17 protein-coding genes, 1 rRNA gene and 1 riboswitch are annotated in these 16,042 nt (G+C 49.2%); of the genes, 5 read left to right on the forward strand and 13 right to left on the reverse strand.

All coding sequences use genetic code 11. From position 1 onward, the window contains the following. From rrf to BMW94_RS08695, 3 genes are all read left to right on the forward strand, one after another. Positions 1-95, forward strand: a 5S ribosomal RNA gene (gene rrf / locus BMW94_RS08685); the annotation flags it as partial. A 224-nt stretch (positions 96-319) separates the two neighbouring features. Beyond that, the gene (locus tag BMW94_RS08690) at positions 320-943 is read left to right on the forward strand and encodes a deoxynucleoside kinase (RefSeq protein ID WP_090997130.1); all 624 of its coding nucleotides are present in this window, start codon (positions 320-322) and stop codon (positions 941-943) included. After that, positions 940-1,590 (forward strand): deoxynucleoside kinase, encoded by a 651-nt coding sequence (locus tag BMW94_RS08695; protein ID WP_090893473.1) that lies wholly within the window; start codon positions 940-942, stop codon positions 1,588-1,590. The genes BMW94_RS08690 and BMW94_RS08695 overlap by 4 nt, the downstream gene beginning before the upstream one ends. A 94-nt stretch (positions 1,591-1,684) precedes the next feature. On the opposite strand, the gene BMW94_RS08700 is transcribed toward BMW94_RS08695, so the two are convergent. Next, a complete protein-coding gene (locus tag BMW94_RS08700) occupies positions 1,685-2,146 on the reverse strand; it encodes a ferritin-like domain-containing protein (protein ID WP_090997133.1) in 462 nt (153 codons plus the stop codon). Positions 2,147-2,338: 192 nt separating this feature from the next. On the opposite strand from BMW94_RS08700, the gene BMW94_RS08705 reads away from it, so the two are divergent. Continuing rightward, positions 2,339-2,821: a hypothetical protein gene (locus BMW94_RS08705; RefSeq protein WP_090997137.1), complete on the forward strand. Its 483-nt coding sequence runs from the start codon at positions 2,339-2,341 to the stop codon at positions 2,819-2,821. 386 nt (positions 2,822-3,207) lie between these two features. Here BMW94_RS08705 and BMW94_RS08710 read toward each other — a convergent pair whose 3' ends face one another. The 12 genes from BMW94_RS08710 to BMW94_RS08765 form a co-directional block, all read right to left on the reverse strand. After that, on the reverse strand, positions 3,208-3,951 hold the full coding sequence (locus tag BMW94_RS08710) for a MerR family transcriptional regulator (protein WP_090997140.1): 744 nt from the start codon (positions 3,949-3,951) through the stop codon (positions 3,208-3,210). A 163-nt stretch (positions 3,952-4,114) separates the two neighbouring features. Beyond that, positions 4,115-4,780, reverse strand: a complete 666-nt coding sequence (thiE, locus tag BMW94_RS08715; protein ID WP_090997142.1) for a thiamine phosphate synthase — start codon at positions 4,778-4,780, stop codon at positions 4,115-4,117. Next, on the reverse strand, positions 4,780-5,592 hold the full coding sequence (gene thiD, locus BMW94_RS08720; RefSeq protein WP_090997145.1) for a bifunctional hydroxymethylpyrimidine kinase/phosphomethylpyrimidine kinase: 813 nt from the start codon (positions 5,590-5,592) through the stop codon (positions 4,780-4,782). Before thiD ends, thiE begins: the two co-directional genes overlap by 1 nt. After that, positions 5,592-6,401: a hydroxyethylthiazole kinase gene (thiM, locus tag BMW94_RS08725; protein WP_090997147.1), complete on the reverse strand. Its 810-nt coding sequence runs from the start codon at positions 6,399-6,401 to the stop codon at positions 5,592-5,594. The genes thiD and thiM overlap by 1 nt, the downstream gene beginning before the upstream one ends. A gap of 296 nt (positions 6,402-6,697) precedes the next feature. Then, positions 6,698-7,765 (reverse strand): ABC transporter substrate-binding protein, encoded by a 1,068-nt coding sequence (locus BMW94_RS08730; protein WP_090997896.1) that lies wholly within the window; start codon positions 7,763-7,765, stop codon positions 6,698-6,700. Positions 7,766-7,813: 48 nt separating this feature from the next. After that, positions 7,814-8,659: an ABC transporter permease gene (locus BMW94_RS08735; protein ID WP_090997148.1), complete on the reverse strand. Its 846-nt coding sequence runs from the start codon at positions 8,657-8,659 to the stop codon at positions 7,814-7,816. Further along, a complete protein-coding gene (locus tag BMW94_RS08740; RefSeq protein WP_090997151.1) occupies positions 8,646-9,413 on the reverse strand; it encodes an ABC transporter ATP-binding protein in 768 nt (255 codons plus the stop codon). The genes BMW94_RS08735 and BMW94_RS08740 overlap by 14 nt, the downstream gene beginning before the upstream one ends. A gap of 167 nt (positions 9,414-9,580) precedes the next feature. Beyond that, positions 9,581-9,683, reverse strand: a riboswitch (TPP riboswitch). 105 nt (positions 9,684-9,788) lie between these two features. After that, a complete protein-coding gene (gene hisC / locus BMW94_RS08745) occupies positions 9,789-10,910 on the reverse strand; it encodes a histidinol-phosphate transaminase (protein ID WP_090997154.1) in 1,122 nt (373 codons plus the stop codon). A gap of 24 nt (positions 10,911-10,934) precedes the next feature. Then, complete coding sequence (locus tag BMW94_RS08750) at positions 10,935-11,711, reverse strand: ATP-binding cassette domain-containing protein (protein ID WP_090997157.1); 777 nt, start codon at positions 11,709-11,711, stop codon at positions 10,935-10,937. 23 nt (positions 11,712-11,734) lie between these two features. Further along, positions 11,735-12,520, reverse strand: a complete 786-nt coding sequence (locus BMW94_RS08755; protein ID WP_090997160.1) for an ABC transporter permease subunit — start codon at positions 12,518-12,520, stop codon at positions 11,735-11,737. Positions 12,521-12,547: 27 nt separating this feature from the next. Continuing rightward, entirely contained in the window at positions 12,548-13,603 is a 1,056-nt protein-coding gene (locus tag BMW94_RS08760) for an ABC transporter substrate-binding protein (RefSeq protein WP_254790189.1), read from the reverse strand. Continuing rightward, a complete protein-coding gene (locus tag BMW94_RS08765) occupies positions 13,600-14,742 on the reverse strand; it encodes an iron-containing alcohol dehydrogenase family protein (protein WP_090997162.1) in 1,143 nt (380 codons plus the stop codon). Before BMW94_RS08765 ends, BMW94_RS08760 begins: the two co-directional genes overlap by 4 nt. A gap of 296 nt (positions 14,743-15,038) precedes the next feature. On the opposite strand from BMW94_RS08765, the gene BMW94_RS08770 reads away from it, so the two are divergent. Next, on the forward strand, positions 15,039-15,914 hold the full coding sequence (locus BMW94_RS08770) for a radical SAM/SPASM domain-containing protein (protein WP_090997165.1): 876 nt from the start codon (positions 15,039-15,041) through the stop codon (positions 15,912-15,914). Positions 15,915-16,042 lie beyond the last annotated feature (128 nt).

A 16,042-nucleotide genomic window follows, 5' to 3' on the forward strand; every position in this document is an offset into this window, starting at 1 on the left:
TTCCACACGTACCCATCCCGAACACGACCGTTAAGCCCTCTAGCGCCGATGGTACTTGGACCGCAGGGTCCTGGGAGAGTAGGACGCCGCCAAGCAATCAAAAGACACGATCGTATATAAGCGATCGTGTCTTTTTCTGTTATTATGATTTTGGGAATGATTATAATTACTGTAGACTGTTTTATATATCTTCGTCTTAGAGATAAAACTCATTTTATACATAAAATACTGGCCTTCCCATCATCCAAGCTGTGATACAATAGGTGGGGTCTATATAGAAACGGAAACACGCATGAGTACGAGGAGGAACTGAATCAAGATGAAATCAGCCCCGTTTATTGCCGTGGAGGGTCCGATTGGTGCGGGGAAAACAACGTTGGCAACGATGCTTTCTCAGGAATTGAACCTTCCGCTGGTCAAGGAAATTGTAGAAGAGAATCCCTTTTTGGCTTCCTTCTATCAGGATATAGATGAGTGGAGCTTCCAGCTTGAAATGTTTTTTCTGTGTAACCGGTTTAAGCAACTGGAAGACACAGGCGTGCACTATATTAAGAAGAATACCCCCGTCATTTCGGACTATCATATCTATAAAAATATGATTTTTGCCGAACGTACCTTAAAGGGAACGAAACGGGACAAATACCGTCAAATCTATCATCTCTTAACGGATGATTTGCCGAAACCTAATCTGGTGCTCTATATTGAGGCTGAACTCGATACATTGATGAAACGTATCAATAAACGCGGACGGTCTTTTGAGCAGGATATGGACCCCGCTTATATGGAGCAGTTAATTGCAGATTATAAAACAGGTATGGCGTACCTGGCTAGCAGACCGAATCCGCCAATTATCATTAAGGTGAATGCGGAGCAGCTCGATTTTGTAGAACATCCCGAACATTTCAAACAGATTGTTAATCAGGTAAAGGAGTATATCACATGAACAACTATGGCATTCCGGCCAATGCGTTAATTACGGTAGCAGGTACCGTTGGGGTGGGCAAATCTACGCTAACAGCAGCACTGGCAGAGCGTTTGAGCTTCAAGACTTCGCTTGAGCAGGTCGACCACAATCCCTATCTGGAAAAGTTCTATCATGACTTCGAACGTTGGAGCTTCCATTTGCAGATTTATTTCCTCGCAGAACGTTTCAAGGAACAGAAGAAAATCTTTGAACTGGGCGGTGGATTTGTACAGGATCGTTCTATCTATGAGGATACAGGTATCTTTGCGCAAATGCATGCGGATCAGGGCACAATGTCGGCTACGGATTTTGAGACGTACAGCAGTTTGTTTGAAGCAATGGTGATGACACCGTATTTCCCTCATCCGGACGTACTGATTTACCTGGAAGGCAGCCTGCCATCCATTCTGAATCGGATTACGGAACGCGGACGGGAGATGGAGATTCAGACGGACCGTTCTTACTGGGAGCATATGCATGAGCGCTATTCGGTATGGATTAATCAGTTTACGGCCTGTCCGGTACTGCGGTTGAACATTGATGAGTATGATGTGAATGACCCAGCATCGGTGGATGCCATTTTGGCGCAGATTGCTGCTGTCATTAATCCTTCCAAGAGAGCTTAAGTGTATATATAAACTGCCTTTTGACAAGAGATGATGAGAGTTATATCGTTTTCCCCTCTATGCCAGCGAAAGCTTCTAGAGGGGATTTTTTTCGTTATTTGGTAATAGGAGAATTCTCAAAAGATGTTTTTGACTTATGCTCTGTTAAGTAATACAGGAACCAGACGGCATGTCTCTGTTCATCCGTTGCTGCACGGCGAAACGTTTCCTTAATGTAAGGGTCATTTGCTTGATCTGCGACTTGTGAGTAAAACTCAACCGTATTTTGCTCATCATTAAAAGCATAATCTATTCCCGCAAAATACTCTGATGGACAATCCGGAGAGATTTGGACCGTAGGTTGCGTACCTGTTAACGAAACATAAATAGCGGTGAATTTTTGAAGATGCTCTAGTTCATCAAGACGTATCTCCAGAATACGGGCTTTTTCCACTTCTGAGGGTGCCAATTCTGCCAGTTTTGCGTAACAGGCAATTGCTGAGGATTCTCCATTAATAGCTTTGGAAATTTGCGCTAACAGCATGTTGTCATTCCGGAAATAGGGAACATAGTACATGGGGAGTACTCCTTCCAAACACGTTTTAACCAGAATATGCGGTTATTGGGCGGATGTTCCTATTTCTTAAAGAGTGAGGGAACGTCACAAAAGCAGGGAGAAATTTGTTGAATAAATGGGGAATTTGTGGTTTCATAGGAAAGGTGATTTCTGGAAAAGAAGCATAAGCATGACTCAGGAGGGAAAGTCAACGTGGGAGAGAAACAAGGGATCAAGATCGGCATGCCAATCGTTGGTGGATTATTGGCAGCAATTGTAGGAGGCATTGTGTGGGCAGTGATCGCTGCCATGACGGAAAGGGAGCTTGGGCTCATTGCTATCGTCATTGGGGCACTCACAGGCTACGCGGTTGTATTGTTCTCGAACAAAAGGATCGCGACGGTACATAAAGCCATTGCAGTCATCTTTGCACTTATCGGTATTTTGCTTGGGAAGTATTTGACGGTGGTGTATTTTACTTCCGAGTTGTTCAGCGATGCGGGCATGATGGATCTGGTGTTCGATGGTGAGATGGTAAGTGCATTTGTGGATACTTTTATGGATTATTTCAGCGAGCCGGTTGACCTGTTATTCATCGTGCTGGCGATTGTATCGGCATGGCAGATTCCAGGACGGATGGCGAAGACCAGTCTGGCATCGGATGCTTCTTCGTCTGATCACGCTCCCAGAGCTTAACGGATGGATATCAGGAAGCAAGACCTGTGTAATACAGGGACTACATCGATTAAAAAAAGTACTCAGAGTGAATGACTGTAATGGTTTATTCACATTGCGGCTGAGATACTACAAGAGGGACGTGACGCCTTAGTGCGTACGTCCCTTTTTTGTGTAAACTGAGTCATGGTGAATCCCTCGGCTGTCCAGCACATTGCATGAACACGGAAAAGATGTGGCAGAACGGAATTCTATTTAACACGAGCATATTGCCTATATCGAGAGAGCAAGTTTTCATTAGCAATAGAAAGTTCGAAATGGAACTACTTGTCTACAACTTATACCTGATTGCGAGGGGCATCGGATAATACGGATAATGCTATAGGTGGAATCAATGTAGGCCTAGATTAGCTGTTTCGATCAGCAAACACTGCCATGGCATCCCTCATAAATACAGCCAAGCCTTCCCCGAATTGATCAATATTACGTGTGAACCGTTCGTCGTCTACGTACATTTGGCCCAGCCCTCTGAAGACTTCAGGAGAATAATTGCCCACGTTGTTCAGACAGCGGTACCATTCCAAGATTCCGGCTTGAGCTTCGGCAGAGGTTGGATCCGTGTGACGGATTGCTGCAAGACGGGTGTAGATTGAATTCATTTGATCGGATATAGCTTTTTGCTCCTCAGGAGACTGTTTGTGTAACTTTTGATTAGCCTGATCCACCGCTTGGTCTCCCCAACGTTCCCTCGCTTCCTGTTCATACGGATGTTGACTGAAATTAAACCCTTCAAATTGTTCTTTGGCTGTCATCTTAATTTCTCCTCTCACATGTTGAACCGATTTATCAATGGTGGCGATCATTTGGTCCAACCGCTGGCGTTTCTCCAGCAAAATACGGCGATGCATATTCAGGGCTTCTTCTCGATCGAACGATGGATTGTTTATGATCTCCTTGATATCTTTCAGAGAGAAATCGAGTTCTTTAAAAAATAAAATCTGCTGCAGCATTTCCAGATTGGCATCTGAATACAGTCGATATCCGGCAGAAGTCACTTCGTCCGGTGTTAACAGTCCGATCTCATCATAATGATGCAGTGTGCGCACACTGATCCCGACAAGTTCGGCCACTTCTTTTACTTTCATGGCCATGATGGAAACCTCCTTACACCACCGATTGTACAGCGTCACGTTACGTGAGAGTCAACAAGTAAAAATAAGATGCAGGCACGGAAACTGCATCTTGAGAATGACTGAGTGTGCTGCACGAACTATTTGGTGCAGCACACGGGCTGGCGGTGCAGGGAGCGCATGGCTACGCCTGCATCCCGCGCACCGCCGCAGCGAACTGCGCAGCCGCTGCGCGCACCTCGGCCGCGCCCGCGATGGCGGAGATGACGGCTACGCCGTCGGCTCCTGCCGCCATCACGGCGGCCGTGGTATCGGGCGTAATGCCGCCGATACCCACCACCGGAACTGCGATGCCTGCGGCGCGCAGTTCTGCAACCCCTGCGGGGCCCAGCACAGCGTGGGCATCCGCTTTGGACTGCGTCGGGTACATGGGCCCGACGCCAAGATAGTCGGCGCCCGCCTGCACCGCACGGCGGGCTTCCAGCGCGGAGTGGGCGGATACGCCAAGCATCCGCCCAACTCCAATGCGGGCGCGTACCAGCGCCGCGTCCGCATCGTCCTGGCCGACATGCATGCCGTCGGCCTGCACCGCCACAGCCAGCTCCACATCATCGTTCACGATGAACGGTATCTCGTGCTGGCTGCACACCTCGCGAAGCCGCATCGCAAGCGTGATGCGTGCTTCGCCAACCAGAGCGCCAGTTCCTTTTTCCCGGAACTGGAACAGCGTAATGCCGCCAGCGATGGCTTGGCGCAGCACTTCCACCGGGTCACGCGTCGTATTCACGCTGCCCATGACCAAATACACCTGCATCGCACGTCGTACCGCTTCTGCATCCAGAGGGCGCATTATTGTTCACCCCGCAGTCTGCGCTGATACGCAAAATGATTCGTCGGCCCATGTCCGGCCCCAATCCCCAGCTCATCTTCAATGGCTGCCTGAATGAATGCTCGCGCGGTGGTGACGGCAGCCAGCACAGTAGAGCCCTTCGCCAATTCGGCAGTAATGGCCGCAGAATACGTACATCCCGTTCCATGGGTATGTCTTGTCACCACCCGAACGTTCTCCAGATAGTGAAAAGACTGCCCATCATAAAGCACATCGACAATCATGCCACTTCCCTCATCATGACCACCTTTCACCAATGCATACGTGGAGCCCATCTGTACGAGCCGCCTTGCGGCTTCTTCACGCTGACTCAAATTCATAATAGACATTCCAGTAAGAAGCTCGGCTTCCGGAATGTTCGGTGTCGTGATCAGTGCATGAGGCAGCAGCTCTGTAATTAACGCCTGAATGGCCTCCTGCTGCAGCAGAGGGGCGCCGCCTTTGGCAACCATAACCGGATCGATGACCAGATTGGACCAGCCGTATTGCTGCCTTTTCTCGGCGACCAGTCGAATAATTTCGGCACTGTAGAGCATGCCCGTCTTCACGGCTGAAGGTTGAAAATCCTCCCCGGTCGAATCCAATTGTTGAGCGATACCTTCATATGAAATAGGGAAGACGCCCTGCACACCTGTTGTATTTTGGGCAGCAATAGCTGTAATCACAGTCATGCCGTATACACCGAGCTCCTGAAAGGCCTTCAGATCAGCTTGAATTCCGGCGCCGCCACCATTATCGGAACCAGCAATCGTCAAAGCCTGCGCAATACTCATTACGCACCTCCATCAAACTGGCGAACCTGTGCACGCTGTGCAAGAACGTCAGGTGTAACTTGGGCCAGTTGATTCAGCAATTCGATCTGGAAGCTGCCCGGTCCCAGGTCAGCGGTACGTTCCGCCGCAATCTCTGCTGCAACGCCATAGAAAGCGAGTGCCTCCACAACACTGCCCAGCAAGTCGTCTCCCGGTTTCGCAATGGCTGCAAAAGCACCAATTACCGAGCTGAGTAAGCAGCCTGCACCAGTTACTTGGGTAAGCAAGGCATGTCCATTACTCGTCAGGAACGTCGTTTGTCCATCCGTAATGACATCCTCGCGTCCGGTAATGACGACCACACAGCCGAGTTTTTGTGCTGCCCGTTCCGCTATTCCGATTCGATCTCCATCGCCTTGACCTGCATCCACACCTTTGATGCTCCAATGCTCATCGATGACATTGGCGACTTCCGCCACATTGCCCCGCAACACCGTGAGATGAAGCTCACGAACGAGCATCTGAACGGTTTCCGTACGATAGGCGGTCGCGCCAGCTCCAACCGGATCGAGCACAACAGGCACATTATTTGAATTAGCCGATTGCCCAGCCAGGCGGACTGCCTCAACTACCTTTTCGTCCAGAGTACCAATGTTCAGTACAACCGCTCCCGACATCTTGGCAACATCTGCGACTTCTTCATGCGCATAGGCCATAAAGGGAGATGCACCTAGTGCGAGCAAACCGTTTGCCGTAAACGGAGCAACGACAATATTTGTAATGTTATGAACTAGCGGATTTTGCGTACGAACACGTTCCAGATAAGACATATGAGTTCCTCCTTATAAATAAGCAAATTAATCAATAAAAGTGTCAGGGCAGGGTGGGCCTTATTTATGTTGTTATTCTGCAACGTTCTTGAATAGGGGGGCCATTAAATCATGGGAACTAAAAGCTATTCTCGGATAGCTACAAAGTGCATATAGAAAGCTTAATTAAAATTCCTATCCTCGATAAAGATTCCATTCGTACAGTGATTGAATTCTGCAGCTACTCATGTGGGCGTCATCCGATAATGAATGTACAACTTTCAAAATCTCTTGATCTCACCCGGCAGTCGAGTTTCCTACTCACCCTGCAAATTGATAAAAGCATCCTCAGCCTTTACGGAATCCGGAATCAGTTCACTTTGAACCAACCATGCCCGTACGTTTTCCCAAGAAGAGGCGTCCTGCCTGCCAAACGGCTTATCTTCTTCATTCATCAGTGGCAGTAAAATATTCAGACTTTTGGTTTCGATCTCCGGATCAAGTGGAGACGTTTCGTTCTCATGTGCGAGGAGAATGTTCAGCGCGTCCTCGGGATGCTCTGTTACATATTTCTGTCCTTCCTGCATCGCTTTGATGAAGCGGGTAAGCTGATCTTTCTTCGCTTCAATGCCCGCATCACTTGCAGTGAGGACCAGTTCATAATAATCAGGTACGCCGTAATCGACGGGATTGATCGCTTTCATGGCATGGCCTTCCTTTTCCAGAATCAATTGTTCATGGTTAATAAAACCACCCATAATGGCATCTGCCTGCCCGGAAGCCAGGGAAGGGATTAGGTCAAATCCTACATCGACCAGATTCATCTTGTCGGCATTACCGCCATCTTGGCTGATCATGGTACGCACCATCGCTTCATACAGAGGGATTGAGGAATAGCCGACCGTCAGCGTTTCAAGATCTTTTGGCAATTTCACTTTACCGTTGAGTTCGGTTAACAGATGCACAAGCGGATGCCGAACGACGGCTGCAATCGAACGTACAGGAATGTTTTCCCCACGCGCGAGCAAGATTTGCGGCTGATAGCTCAGCGCCAGATCGATTTTCCCGGCAGCAACAAGCTTGAGTGAGTCATTGGTATCGGCAGGCATCTGAATATCAACATCCAGACCTTGATCCGCGAAGTAACCTTTTTCCTGTGCAGCATAGATGAAGGAATGCACTGCATTCGGATACCAATCGAGCATGATGGACAGCTTGTCTTTGGATGCCGATGACCTCTCGGCCGCAGATGATTCTGTATCTTTTGCATTGGAAGCTGAATCTGTAGCAGGTGTGTTGGTACCCGTATTTCCGCATCCGCTGACGATCAGCAACAGAAACATGAGCAGAATGGGGAGCAGGGAGTAGATATGTTTTTTCTTCATAGCTTCAAATTCCTCATTTCCTTTTATCAGTTTAATCAATCATAAATTTTAAGTCTGTTTTGGTAGGTCTGCCTCCGGAACTGATCCAGCTTTTCTTTTACCTGCATGACGTGGTGTACTGAATCTTCTCTCCATCCATGCAATGAGTACAAACAGGGCGATACCGAGAAGGGATAACAGCACAATGGCGGCGAACATGGCATCCGTGTTCATATTGCTCGACATTCTGCGGCTGAAGTAACCGAGACCCTTGCTTCCACCGAGCCATTCCCCGATCGTTGCACCGACCACACAATACACCACAGACATTTTCAGTCCCGAAAAGAAGGAGGGAAGGGCAAGTGGAATCTGGAGTTTGCGAAAAATATCCCACTTGCTGGCCCCCATCGTCAGCAGCAGTTCACGCTGCTCCGGATCACCCTGGCGCAGGCCATCGTAGGTGCTCACCACAATCGGGAAAAATGCGATCAGGAACACCACCGCAACTTTACTCCACAAGGTGTAGCCAAACCACAGGATGAAGACGGGGGAGAGGGCAATCAGCGGGATCGTCTGACTGAGCACGATGAAGGGATATAACGCTTTTTCAATCGACCGATTCATATACATACCCGTTGCAAGTGCAATTCCGGCACCAATGGATAAGCCAAAACCAACGACAACCTCCATCAAGGTAGCGGGCAGATGTGTACCCAGCAGAAGGTGGCGATGCTCATACAGGGAACGGACAATCGCCGTCGGGGCTGGAATGATGAAGGAAGGCACCCATCCCATACGTACAATCCACTCCCAGAGAGCAAGCAGCAAGATCATGAGCAAAAGAAACAGACCATAACGGGCAAGCCAACCTCTTACGCTATACTTCGTGCTATCTCTCAAGTTACCGTCTTGCATGCAATTGTTCCTCCAGTTGTCGTCTCATCTGAACGAGAGCCGGTTCGTAGATCATGTCCGAATGTCTTGGACGTGGCAAAGGTACCGACAGATCCTGCAGCTGTTGACCTTGGCCCACCGGAGTTAACAGGATAATCCGATCACTGAGCAGCAGGGCTTCTTCAATGTCATGCGTGATGAACAACACGGTTTTGCCCAGGCCTTCCCATAGCTCCAGCAGCCAGCGATGCATATCCCGTTTGGTCAGGGCATCGAGTGCGCCGAATGGTTCATCTAGCAGCATCAGTTGGCCACCTGTCAGCAAAGTACGAAGCAGCGCGACACGCTGGCGCATGCCACCTGACAGCTCGTCCGGGTAAGCATGCGCGTGGCCGGATAAGCCAAATCTGTCGAGACCAGCCAGAATGTCCGCTCGAATTCGTACCTTATCCTGCCGACCTGGAGCAAGTTCAGCGGGGAGCATGCAATTCTCCATGACGGTTCGCCAGGGTAACAGGAGGTCCTTTTGCGGCATGTAGGCCACCTGTCCCAGTCGCTTTCCTTCTTGAACCCAAGGGATTTTAATGGTTCCGTGGGTTGGCTCAAGCAGGCCTGCCAGCAGCTTGAAGAGGGTGCTTTTACCGGAGCCGCTGGAACCCATGAGCGAGACGAATTCGCCTTTGGCTACACGCATCGACACATTGGAGAGCACGGGGGAATCCCTTTTTCCCGGGAAGGCGAAGCTCATGTTATGAATGGTTATGTCGTTATCCATCTCGATCCGTTCCCCTTTATTATTCAACTTCAAACCGCGGGATCTTTAATTACACCTTCTGATCTGCTCGCAGAACGCGAAAAAGACCCACCCATTTCCGGAGAAATGAGTGGGTCTGTAAGTTCAATTCATTAAATTTCATCATCAACATGAAAAAATCCGCTTACTGAGAGGCCGCTCCACTTCCCTCCGCTGGTATGATCCAGATCAGGTTCAAAGGGTCCGAATCGTTCGATTCGTCTCAGCCGCAAGGCTCCCCTAGTGTAATGATTAAGATATGCAGTTGTGTGTTCAGCATATATCACATGCAAGTGGAATGTAAAGAGGGCGGCTTAAAAGAAGTGTGCGTAATGTGAGTTAGGAAAGTAACCTATTCTAATCGTTTGAATGTAACAGTGAATCAAGCTCAACGATCAGACGGGCAATCTGCTCAGGTGTTCCAATCGTAATCCGAAGCCAGGTAGGCATACCGAATTCGGCACCGCCGCGGACAGAGATGCCTCTGTTCAACAATTCTTTGGTAATCGGGCCACTATCCTGCAACAGATCAACCATGATGAAATTGGTTTCGGAAGGGATGTAGGGTAAGTTCCACTGATCAAAGGACTGCATTAACGTTTCCCTTCCTTGACGATTGTAGTGCAGGCAGTGAGAAACAAATTCATGATCATCCAGGCTGGCCAAAGCAGCGGCTTGGGATGTGGCGGTCAGACTGATGGGCAGCTTGACCCGGTTAATGCCTTCAATGATACTTTCATTCCCGATGCCATATCCAATTCGCAGGCCGGCAAGTCCATATATTTTGGAGAAGGTCCGCAAAATAATCAGATTATTATACTGCTCCAGCAGCTTAACCGTATCAGGATAATCTTCACTTTCCACGAATTCATAATACGCTTCGTCCAGGACAACCACGACATGGGAGGGAACATGTTTGAGTAAACCAAGTAAGGCATCTGCCGTGAAAATGGTTCCGGTTGGATTATTCGGATTGCACAGCCAGATGATTCGGGTAGAAGCATTGATCCGTTGCCGGAATTGCTCCAGGTCCAGTGAATGGTTGACCAAAGGAACTTCATGGATGACCCCGCCTGCCAGCAGCGTAGCGCCTTTATACCAGTTAAAGGAGGGCACCGGAATGAGTGATTCCTCGCCGGGATTAAGGTAGGCTTGGGCGGTAAGGGTAAGGAGCTCGAATGAACCACTGCCAAATACCAGTTGGGAGGTACGCACACTCAGTCGCTCCGCAAGTTTGTCACGCAATAGTTGGCTGGAACCGTCGGGGTATTGAGCCAGAAGATCGGAGCCGAGCGATCTGACCGCTTCCGCAGCCAGGGGAGAAGAACCAAACGGATTCTCGTTCGCTGCAAGGCGATCCACACTTTCCAGTCCCAACTCCCGCCGGATCTGTTCCATGGATTTGGCAGGCGTATAAGCCGGAATTTGAGTTAACAGGTCTTTGACAGGTGGAGAGGGAACGGGTGAAAGGGATTGCATAATCATGCCTTCTTTCCAGTGGAATTAGATCGAGAATGATATCTGTTTCTGGGCAATCTGCTGTGGTGTCTCTTGTGGAGGAGTCAACAAGCGATTCAGAATCAGGTTTTCAAAATGAGCAAAGCCGCTGTCCCGAACACGTGGCCGCTCCAGCGTAATTCGGGTATCCATCGTTATATGACCATCCTCGATTAACAGCACCCTGTCTGCCAGCGCAACCGCCTCACTGACATCATGCGTGACCAGAATGACGGTCAGATTTTCTTCTACCCACAAGCGTTCGATTAATTGCTGCATCTCAATTCGGGTTAATGCATCCAATGCACCCAGCGGTTCATCCAACAGCAGTAAGCGCGGATGACTAGCGAGTGCCCGTGCCAAGGCGACACGTTGTTTTTGTCCGCCAGATAGTACCCCCGGCCAGTCACCTTCACGCTCTCCGAGTCCCACATTGCGAAGCGACTGGCGTGCATCTTCCTTGTTCTTGTCGGGGATGCCGAGCCGTACATTGTCGAGCACGGATTTCCAAGGCAGCAGCCGGGCTTCCTGAAACAGAAACCGTGTCTCGGGTGCCGTACTGCCAAGCTTTCTGTTGCCCAGCATAACGCTCCCGGAAGAGGGGGCTTCCAGACCGGCGATCAGACGCAGCAACGTGCTTTTGCCACAGCCGCTTCGTCCAACGATGGCTACAAATTCCCCTTGTCTTACATTGACGTTGATGTCGGACAGAATCGTCCGCTGATCATACGATTTCTGAACCCCATCTACTTGAAGAAAAGGACTGATCTGACTTGTGCTCATAGATGAATCACGCTCCTTTGGCTTTACTTGCGGGATAGGGCCGGGTTCCAGCGCAGCCAGCGCCGTTCCAGCCATTTGGCGATGGTATCGGACAACTTGCCCAGCAGAGCATATAGCAGAATGCTTAAGACGATGACGTCCATCTGCATGAATTCCCGCGCGTTCATTGCCATGTAACCAATCCCCGCATCCGCCGCAACCGTCTCGGCTACGATGAGGGTCAGCCACATAATGCCAAGTGCATATCGAATGCCCACCAGAATGGAAGGCAGTGCACCAGGCAGGATAATGTCCTTATAAAGGGACCAACGGCTGAGTCCATATACTTTGCCCATTTCAATCAGACCGGGATCAACCGATCGTATGCCGTGGAACGTATTCAGATATACCGGAAAGAATACACCCAGGGAAACGAGAAATAATTTGGCTTCTTCACCGATCCCGAACCACACAATAACGAGGGGGATCAAGGACAGATGCGGAATGTTGCGGATCATCTGCACCGAGGAGTCAGCGATCTTTTCCGCAAGGGAGGAGATGCCGTTCAGCACACCCAGAAGGAAACCGAGACCCCCACCAATGAGGAATCCTCCCAAAGCTCGCTTGGCGCTAATACTGATATTGTTCAGTAGTTCACCGTTACGAAGCAGACGAATGAAGGCCTCCAGTACCTGAGCGGGACGGGGCAAAATATTGGCTGCAACAACTCCGTAAGCAGTCAGCCATTGCCACAGAGCCAGAATGAGTAGTGGTACAACAAAAGGAATAAATCGGTTAAACCATGCCCGGTTAAAGGTGTTGGACCGCACGTTATGCCTACCTCCTTGCTTCCTTCGTTATTGGCTACCTGGAGCTGGAAGTTGATCTTGAAGAGCATCACTCCAGAATGTGCTCACATCGACTGCCTTGTCAAAAATTCCCGCTTGCTGAAACGTATCCGCTACGTCCTGTTCGGACTTGATGGCCTCGTCAGAAATGGCAACAATACGTGATGGCCGTTGGGCTTCTCCATCCGTGTAGGTTTTAAGGGCTTGTTCCACCGGCTGGTGGGTGTTGTCTGCTGTAATTTGAGCCCATGCATCCTTATTGGCACGAGCCCAGTCATTGAATTTGTTGATTCGCTCCAGATAATCGGCAAGAGCCTTTTTCTGTTCCTCATTGGCAATAGCCTGATCGGAGGCGGCTACTAGGAAGCTGCCTGACAGGATATCTTTGGCGCTGGCGAGCGTTGTTGCTTCATTCTGATGTGCGGAGATGATGGCGTTACCGTAACTGGCGAGGGCATCCACTTTCCCGCTAATCAGGGCGCTGAGTCCATCGGCTGTTGTAAGTTCGACCGGACTGATGTCATCCCAGGTTAATCCGGCTTCTTCCAGCATTTTGAGCAGGAAATAGTGGGCCGTTGTATTTTTTACGAAAGCAACTTTCTTGCCTTTCAGGTCAGCAACCGATTTGATCGATGAACCTTTGGGAATAACGACCTCTTGGTTTAAGGTACTGCCTTGTTGTACCGCAATAATTTTGAAGCTTCCACCATTGGCAGCCTGAGATGCAAAAATGGGCGGAATTTCACTGGTTACACCAAAGTCCAGTTGGTTTGCAGCCATCGCTTCAAGGATCAGGTTACCTCCCTGAAATACGTTATAAGTGACTTTATAGGGGGTGTCATCGAGTCCGGCGGCTTTTAGCCCCAATTCAAGATTGCCCCATCCGGTCTGACCAACACGAATAGTAACATCTTTATTAGAAGCAGCTGATGCCGCTGTCGGTGTTGTACCTGTACCCGCGGCCTGATTGTCAGTTCCGGCAGAGCAGCCGGAGATCAGCATCAACAGAAGAGCGCTCAGAAAGGCAGTTAAGGGAAGCTTGTAATGGCGGTTTGAACGGATCATAGGGAGGAAACCTCCTTGGTGTATGTACTGCTTTCACTGGGCTGACTGGATTCAATAAATGCCTGGCCGATACGGTCTGCCTGAAGAATGGCTTCAGTTACCTGTGCTGTGTTAACTCCGAAGGAGAGGTGTGCCGCACTGCCTTCCCGCAGCTGTAGTCCTGCTGCAATGCGTGCAGCAGCTTCCTGAGGCTGTTGTTGTATGCCAAGCTCGGCAAGAGTGATAGGCAGATTCAGCTTATGTAACAGAGTGATCAGCTCATGAAGCTCATCCCCTGCTTTGCCTTCAAGAATCCACTGGGCGAACAGTCCAAAGGCTACCTTTTCTCCGTGTAGTGAAGCGTGTGTTTCGGGTAATTTGGTGAGGCTATCATGTAGCCCATGAGCAATCGCGGCATGAAGTGATCCATCGCTAATACTGCCGACAAGGCCGGCGAGCACAATAATGGCATCGGCAACATCACGGAATTGAGGTGAACTACCGGTTGTATCGTTGGATTCATAGACATCGATGGCGTGCGCTTCAAGAATATCGAGTGCAAGCTTGGCAGTGCTGACACTGTTTCGGAGAGTGAGGCTGGTGGCGTTGCCACTTAGATTAACGGCGAACTCATGCCATTTTACGAGCGTGTCACCGATCCCAGCGGCCAAATACCGCCTTGGTGCACTCGCCAGAATATGAGGGTCAGCCAGAACGAGATCAGGCGAACGACGCAGGGGACGATATCCTGCAGATTGGCCCTGTTCATCATAGAGCACAGTTAAAGCAGACCAGGCAGCGCAGGTTGCGGCAATTGTTGGGACCGTTACAATGGGCAATTGGGCTTGCTCGGCCACCGCTTTGGACAGATCGAGCACTTTACCACCACCGACGCCAATAATCAGATCAACATCCAGATCGAAAGCTTGCTGTGTGAAATTATCAATCTGGCCTGTTGTAACCTCGCCGTGGAACAACTGTACATGGAACTTAATCTGATGCTCCTCCAATGAAGGAAGAAGGTAAGGCTGTACAGCTTTTAATGCAGACTCACCGGCGATGATGAGAACATGCTGCCCAAGCTGTGCAATCCGCGAACCACTTTGCTCAAGAATGTTAGCCTCGTGTACATATACTGCGGGTGCCTTAACAGTAATCATGAATACACTCCCCTTATAACTTATTATTCTTACGTTTTAACTTGGTTTTAAATTGTTTAGATTCTAGCATCGCGTCTCGGCAACTACAATGACCTGGACAATCAATACATCCTATACTTCGATTGAAAGAATCTATAGGTGAACGTTAATTAATGAATTCGATGAGAAAAAGGGAATTAACATCCTGGTCGATTTACCTAGGCTCCCGAACCCGATATAATAGTAGTGGCACATATGGGCCGGATCACAAATGAGGGTGGGACTGTTCTCCCTCTAAGCAGAATGGGGACCCCGAGTTGAAAACGTTCAAGAAAGTATATATTGAGATCACAAGTATATGTAATCTGGCATGCACCTTCTGTCCACAGACCAAACGTGCCAAAAATTTCATTGACCCTGAAGTCTTCAACAATATATTGGATCAGATCAAACCCCATACCAAACATATTTATTTACATGTTAAAGGTGAGCCGTTGCTTCATCCCAAAATTGATCTACTGCTGGATTCAGCGCATGAAAAGGGATTCAAGGTTAACATTACGACCAACGGTACGCTGCTGCCCAAAACCCAGCACAAACTGCTCGGCAAACCGGCGCTGCGTCAGATGAACTTCTCCCTGCACAGCTTTGATGGTCATGAAGGTTCTACAGACCGTGAGGGCTATCTGGGTAATGTGTTGTCATTTGTCCGGGAAGCCGTGAAGCACAATGTCATTATTTCATTCCGACTCTGGAATCTGACACAGGATAACTTCACGAATGCGCAGATGAACCGAAACCGGGAGACGCTGGAAGTTCTTGAACGGGAGTTCAATCTGGATTTCCGTATTGAGGAGAAGGTGGTGCCGGGGAGCGGTGTCAAAATTGCCCCGAATGTGTATCTGAATCAGGATCATGAATTCCAGTGGCCGAGTCTGGATGCACCCGAGGATGATGGTAAAGGCTTCTGTCATGCACTTCGTAGTCAGGCAGCTGTGCTTGTCGATGGAACGGTGGTTCCATGCTGTCTCGATGGTGAGGGGGTCATAAACTTGGGCAACGTTCACGAAAAATCGTTCTCTGAGATTGTGGATGGTGAACGAGCCAACAATCTGTTCTATGGTTTCTCCAAACGGGAAGCCGTGGAGGAATTATGTCGGAAGTGCGGATATCGTCAGCGGTTCGGAGCCTGAAGCGTAAATTAATAAATAAAATGAGATTCAAATTAATAGAGATCACGTCGTCTGGAAACAGATGAAGTGGTCTTTCGTTTTTTGCTAGAAGATAAAGGAGCATATAAACATAGATTACAAGTTGTAAA

The sequence above is a fragment of the Paenibacillus sp. OK003 genome (assembly GCF_900109515.1).
In the GTDB taxonomy this organism is placed as follows: domain Bacteria; phylum Bacillota; class Bacilli; order Paenibacillales; family Paenibacillaceae; genus Paenibacillus; species Paenibacillus marchantiae.

Bases quoted from the DNA above. Each gene is read 5' to 3' on its own strand.
- BMW94_RS08690 (WP_090997130.1), top strand. From the start codon at position 320: ATGAAATCAGCCCCGTTTATTGCCGTGGAGGGTCCGATTGGTGCGGGG.
- thiE (WP_090997142.1), bottom strand. From the start codon at position 4,780: ATGCGCCCTCTGGATGCAGAAGCGGTACGACGTGCGATGCAGGTGTAT.
- hisC (WP_090997154.1), bottom strand. From the start codon at position 10,910: ATGCAATCCCTTTCACCCGTTCCCTCTCCACCTGTCAAAGACCTGTTA.
- thiM (WP_090997147.1), bottom strand. From the start codon at position 6,401: ATGTCTTATCTGGAACGTGTTCGTACGCAAAATCCGCTAGTTCATAAC.
- BMW94_RS08740 (WP_090997151.1), bottom strand. From the start codon at position 9,413: ATGGATAACGACATAACCATTCATAACATGAGCTTCGCCTTCCCGGGA.
- BMW94_RS08695 (WP_090893473.1), top strand. From the start codon at position 940: ATGAACAACTATGGCATTCCGGCCAATGCGTTAATTACGGTAGCAGGT.
- BMW94_RS08730 (WP_090997896.1), bottom strand. From the start codon at position 7,765: ATGAAGAAAAAACATATCTACTCCCTGCTCCCCATTCTGCTCATGTTT.
- BMW94_RS08765 (WP_090997162.1), bottom strand. From the start codon at position 14,742: ATGATTACTGTTAAGGCACCCGCAGTATATGTACACGAGGCTAACATT.
- BMW94_RS08710 (WP_090997140.1), bottom strand. From the start codon at position 3,951: ATGGCCATGAAAGTAAAAGAAGTGGCCGAACTTGTCGGGATCAGTGTG.
- BMW94_RS08735 (WP_090997148.1), bottom strand. From the start codon at position 8,659: ATGCAAGACGGTAACTTGAGAGATAGCACGAAGTATAGCGTAAGAGGT.
- BMW94_RS08760 (WP_254790189.1), bottom strand. From the start codon at position 13,603: ATGATCCGTTCAAACCGCCATTACAAGCTTCCCTTAACTGCCTTTCTG.
- BMW94_RS08700 (WP_090997133.1), bottom strand. From the start codon at position 2,146: ATGTACTATGTTCCCTATTTCCGGAATGACAACATGCTGTTAGCGCAA.
- BMW94_RS08750 (WP_090997157.1), bottom strand. From the start codon at position 11,711: ATGAGCACAAGTCAGATCAGTCCTTTTCTTCAAGTAGATGGGGTTCAG.
- thiD (WP_090997145.1), bottom strand. From the start codon at position 5,592: ATGAGTATTGCGCAGGCTTTGACGATTGCTGGTTCCGATAATGGTGGC.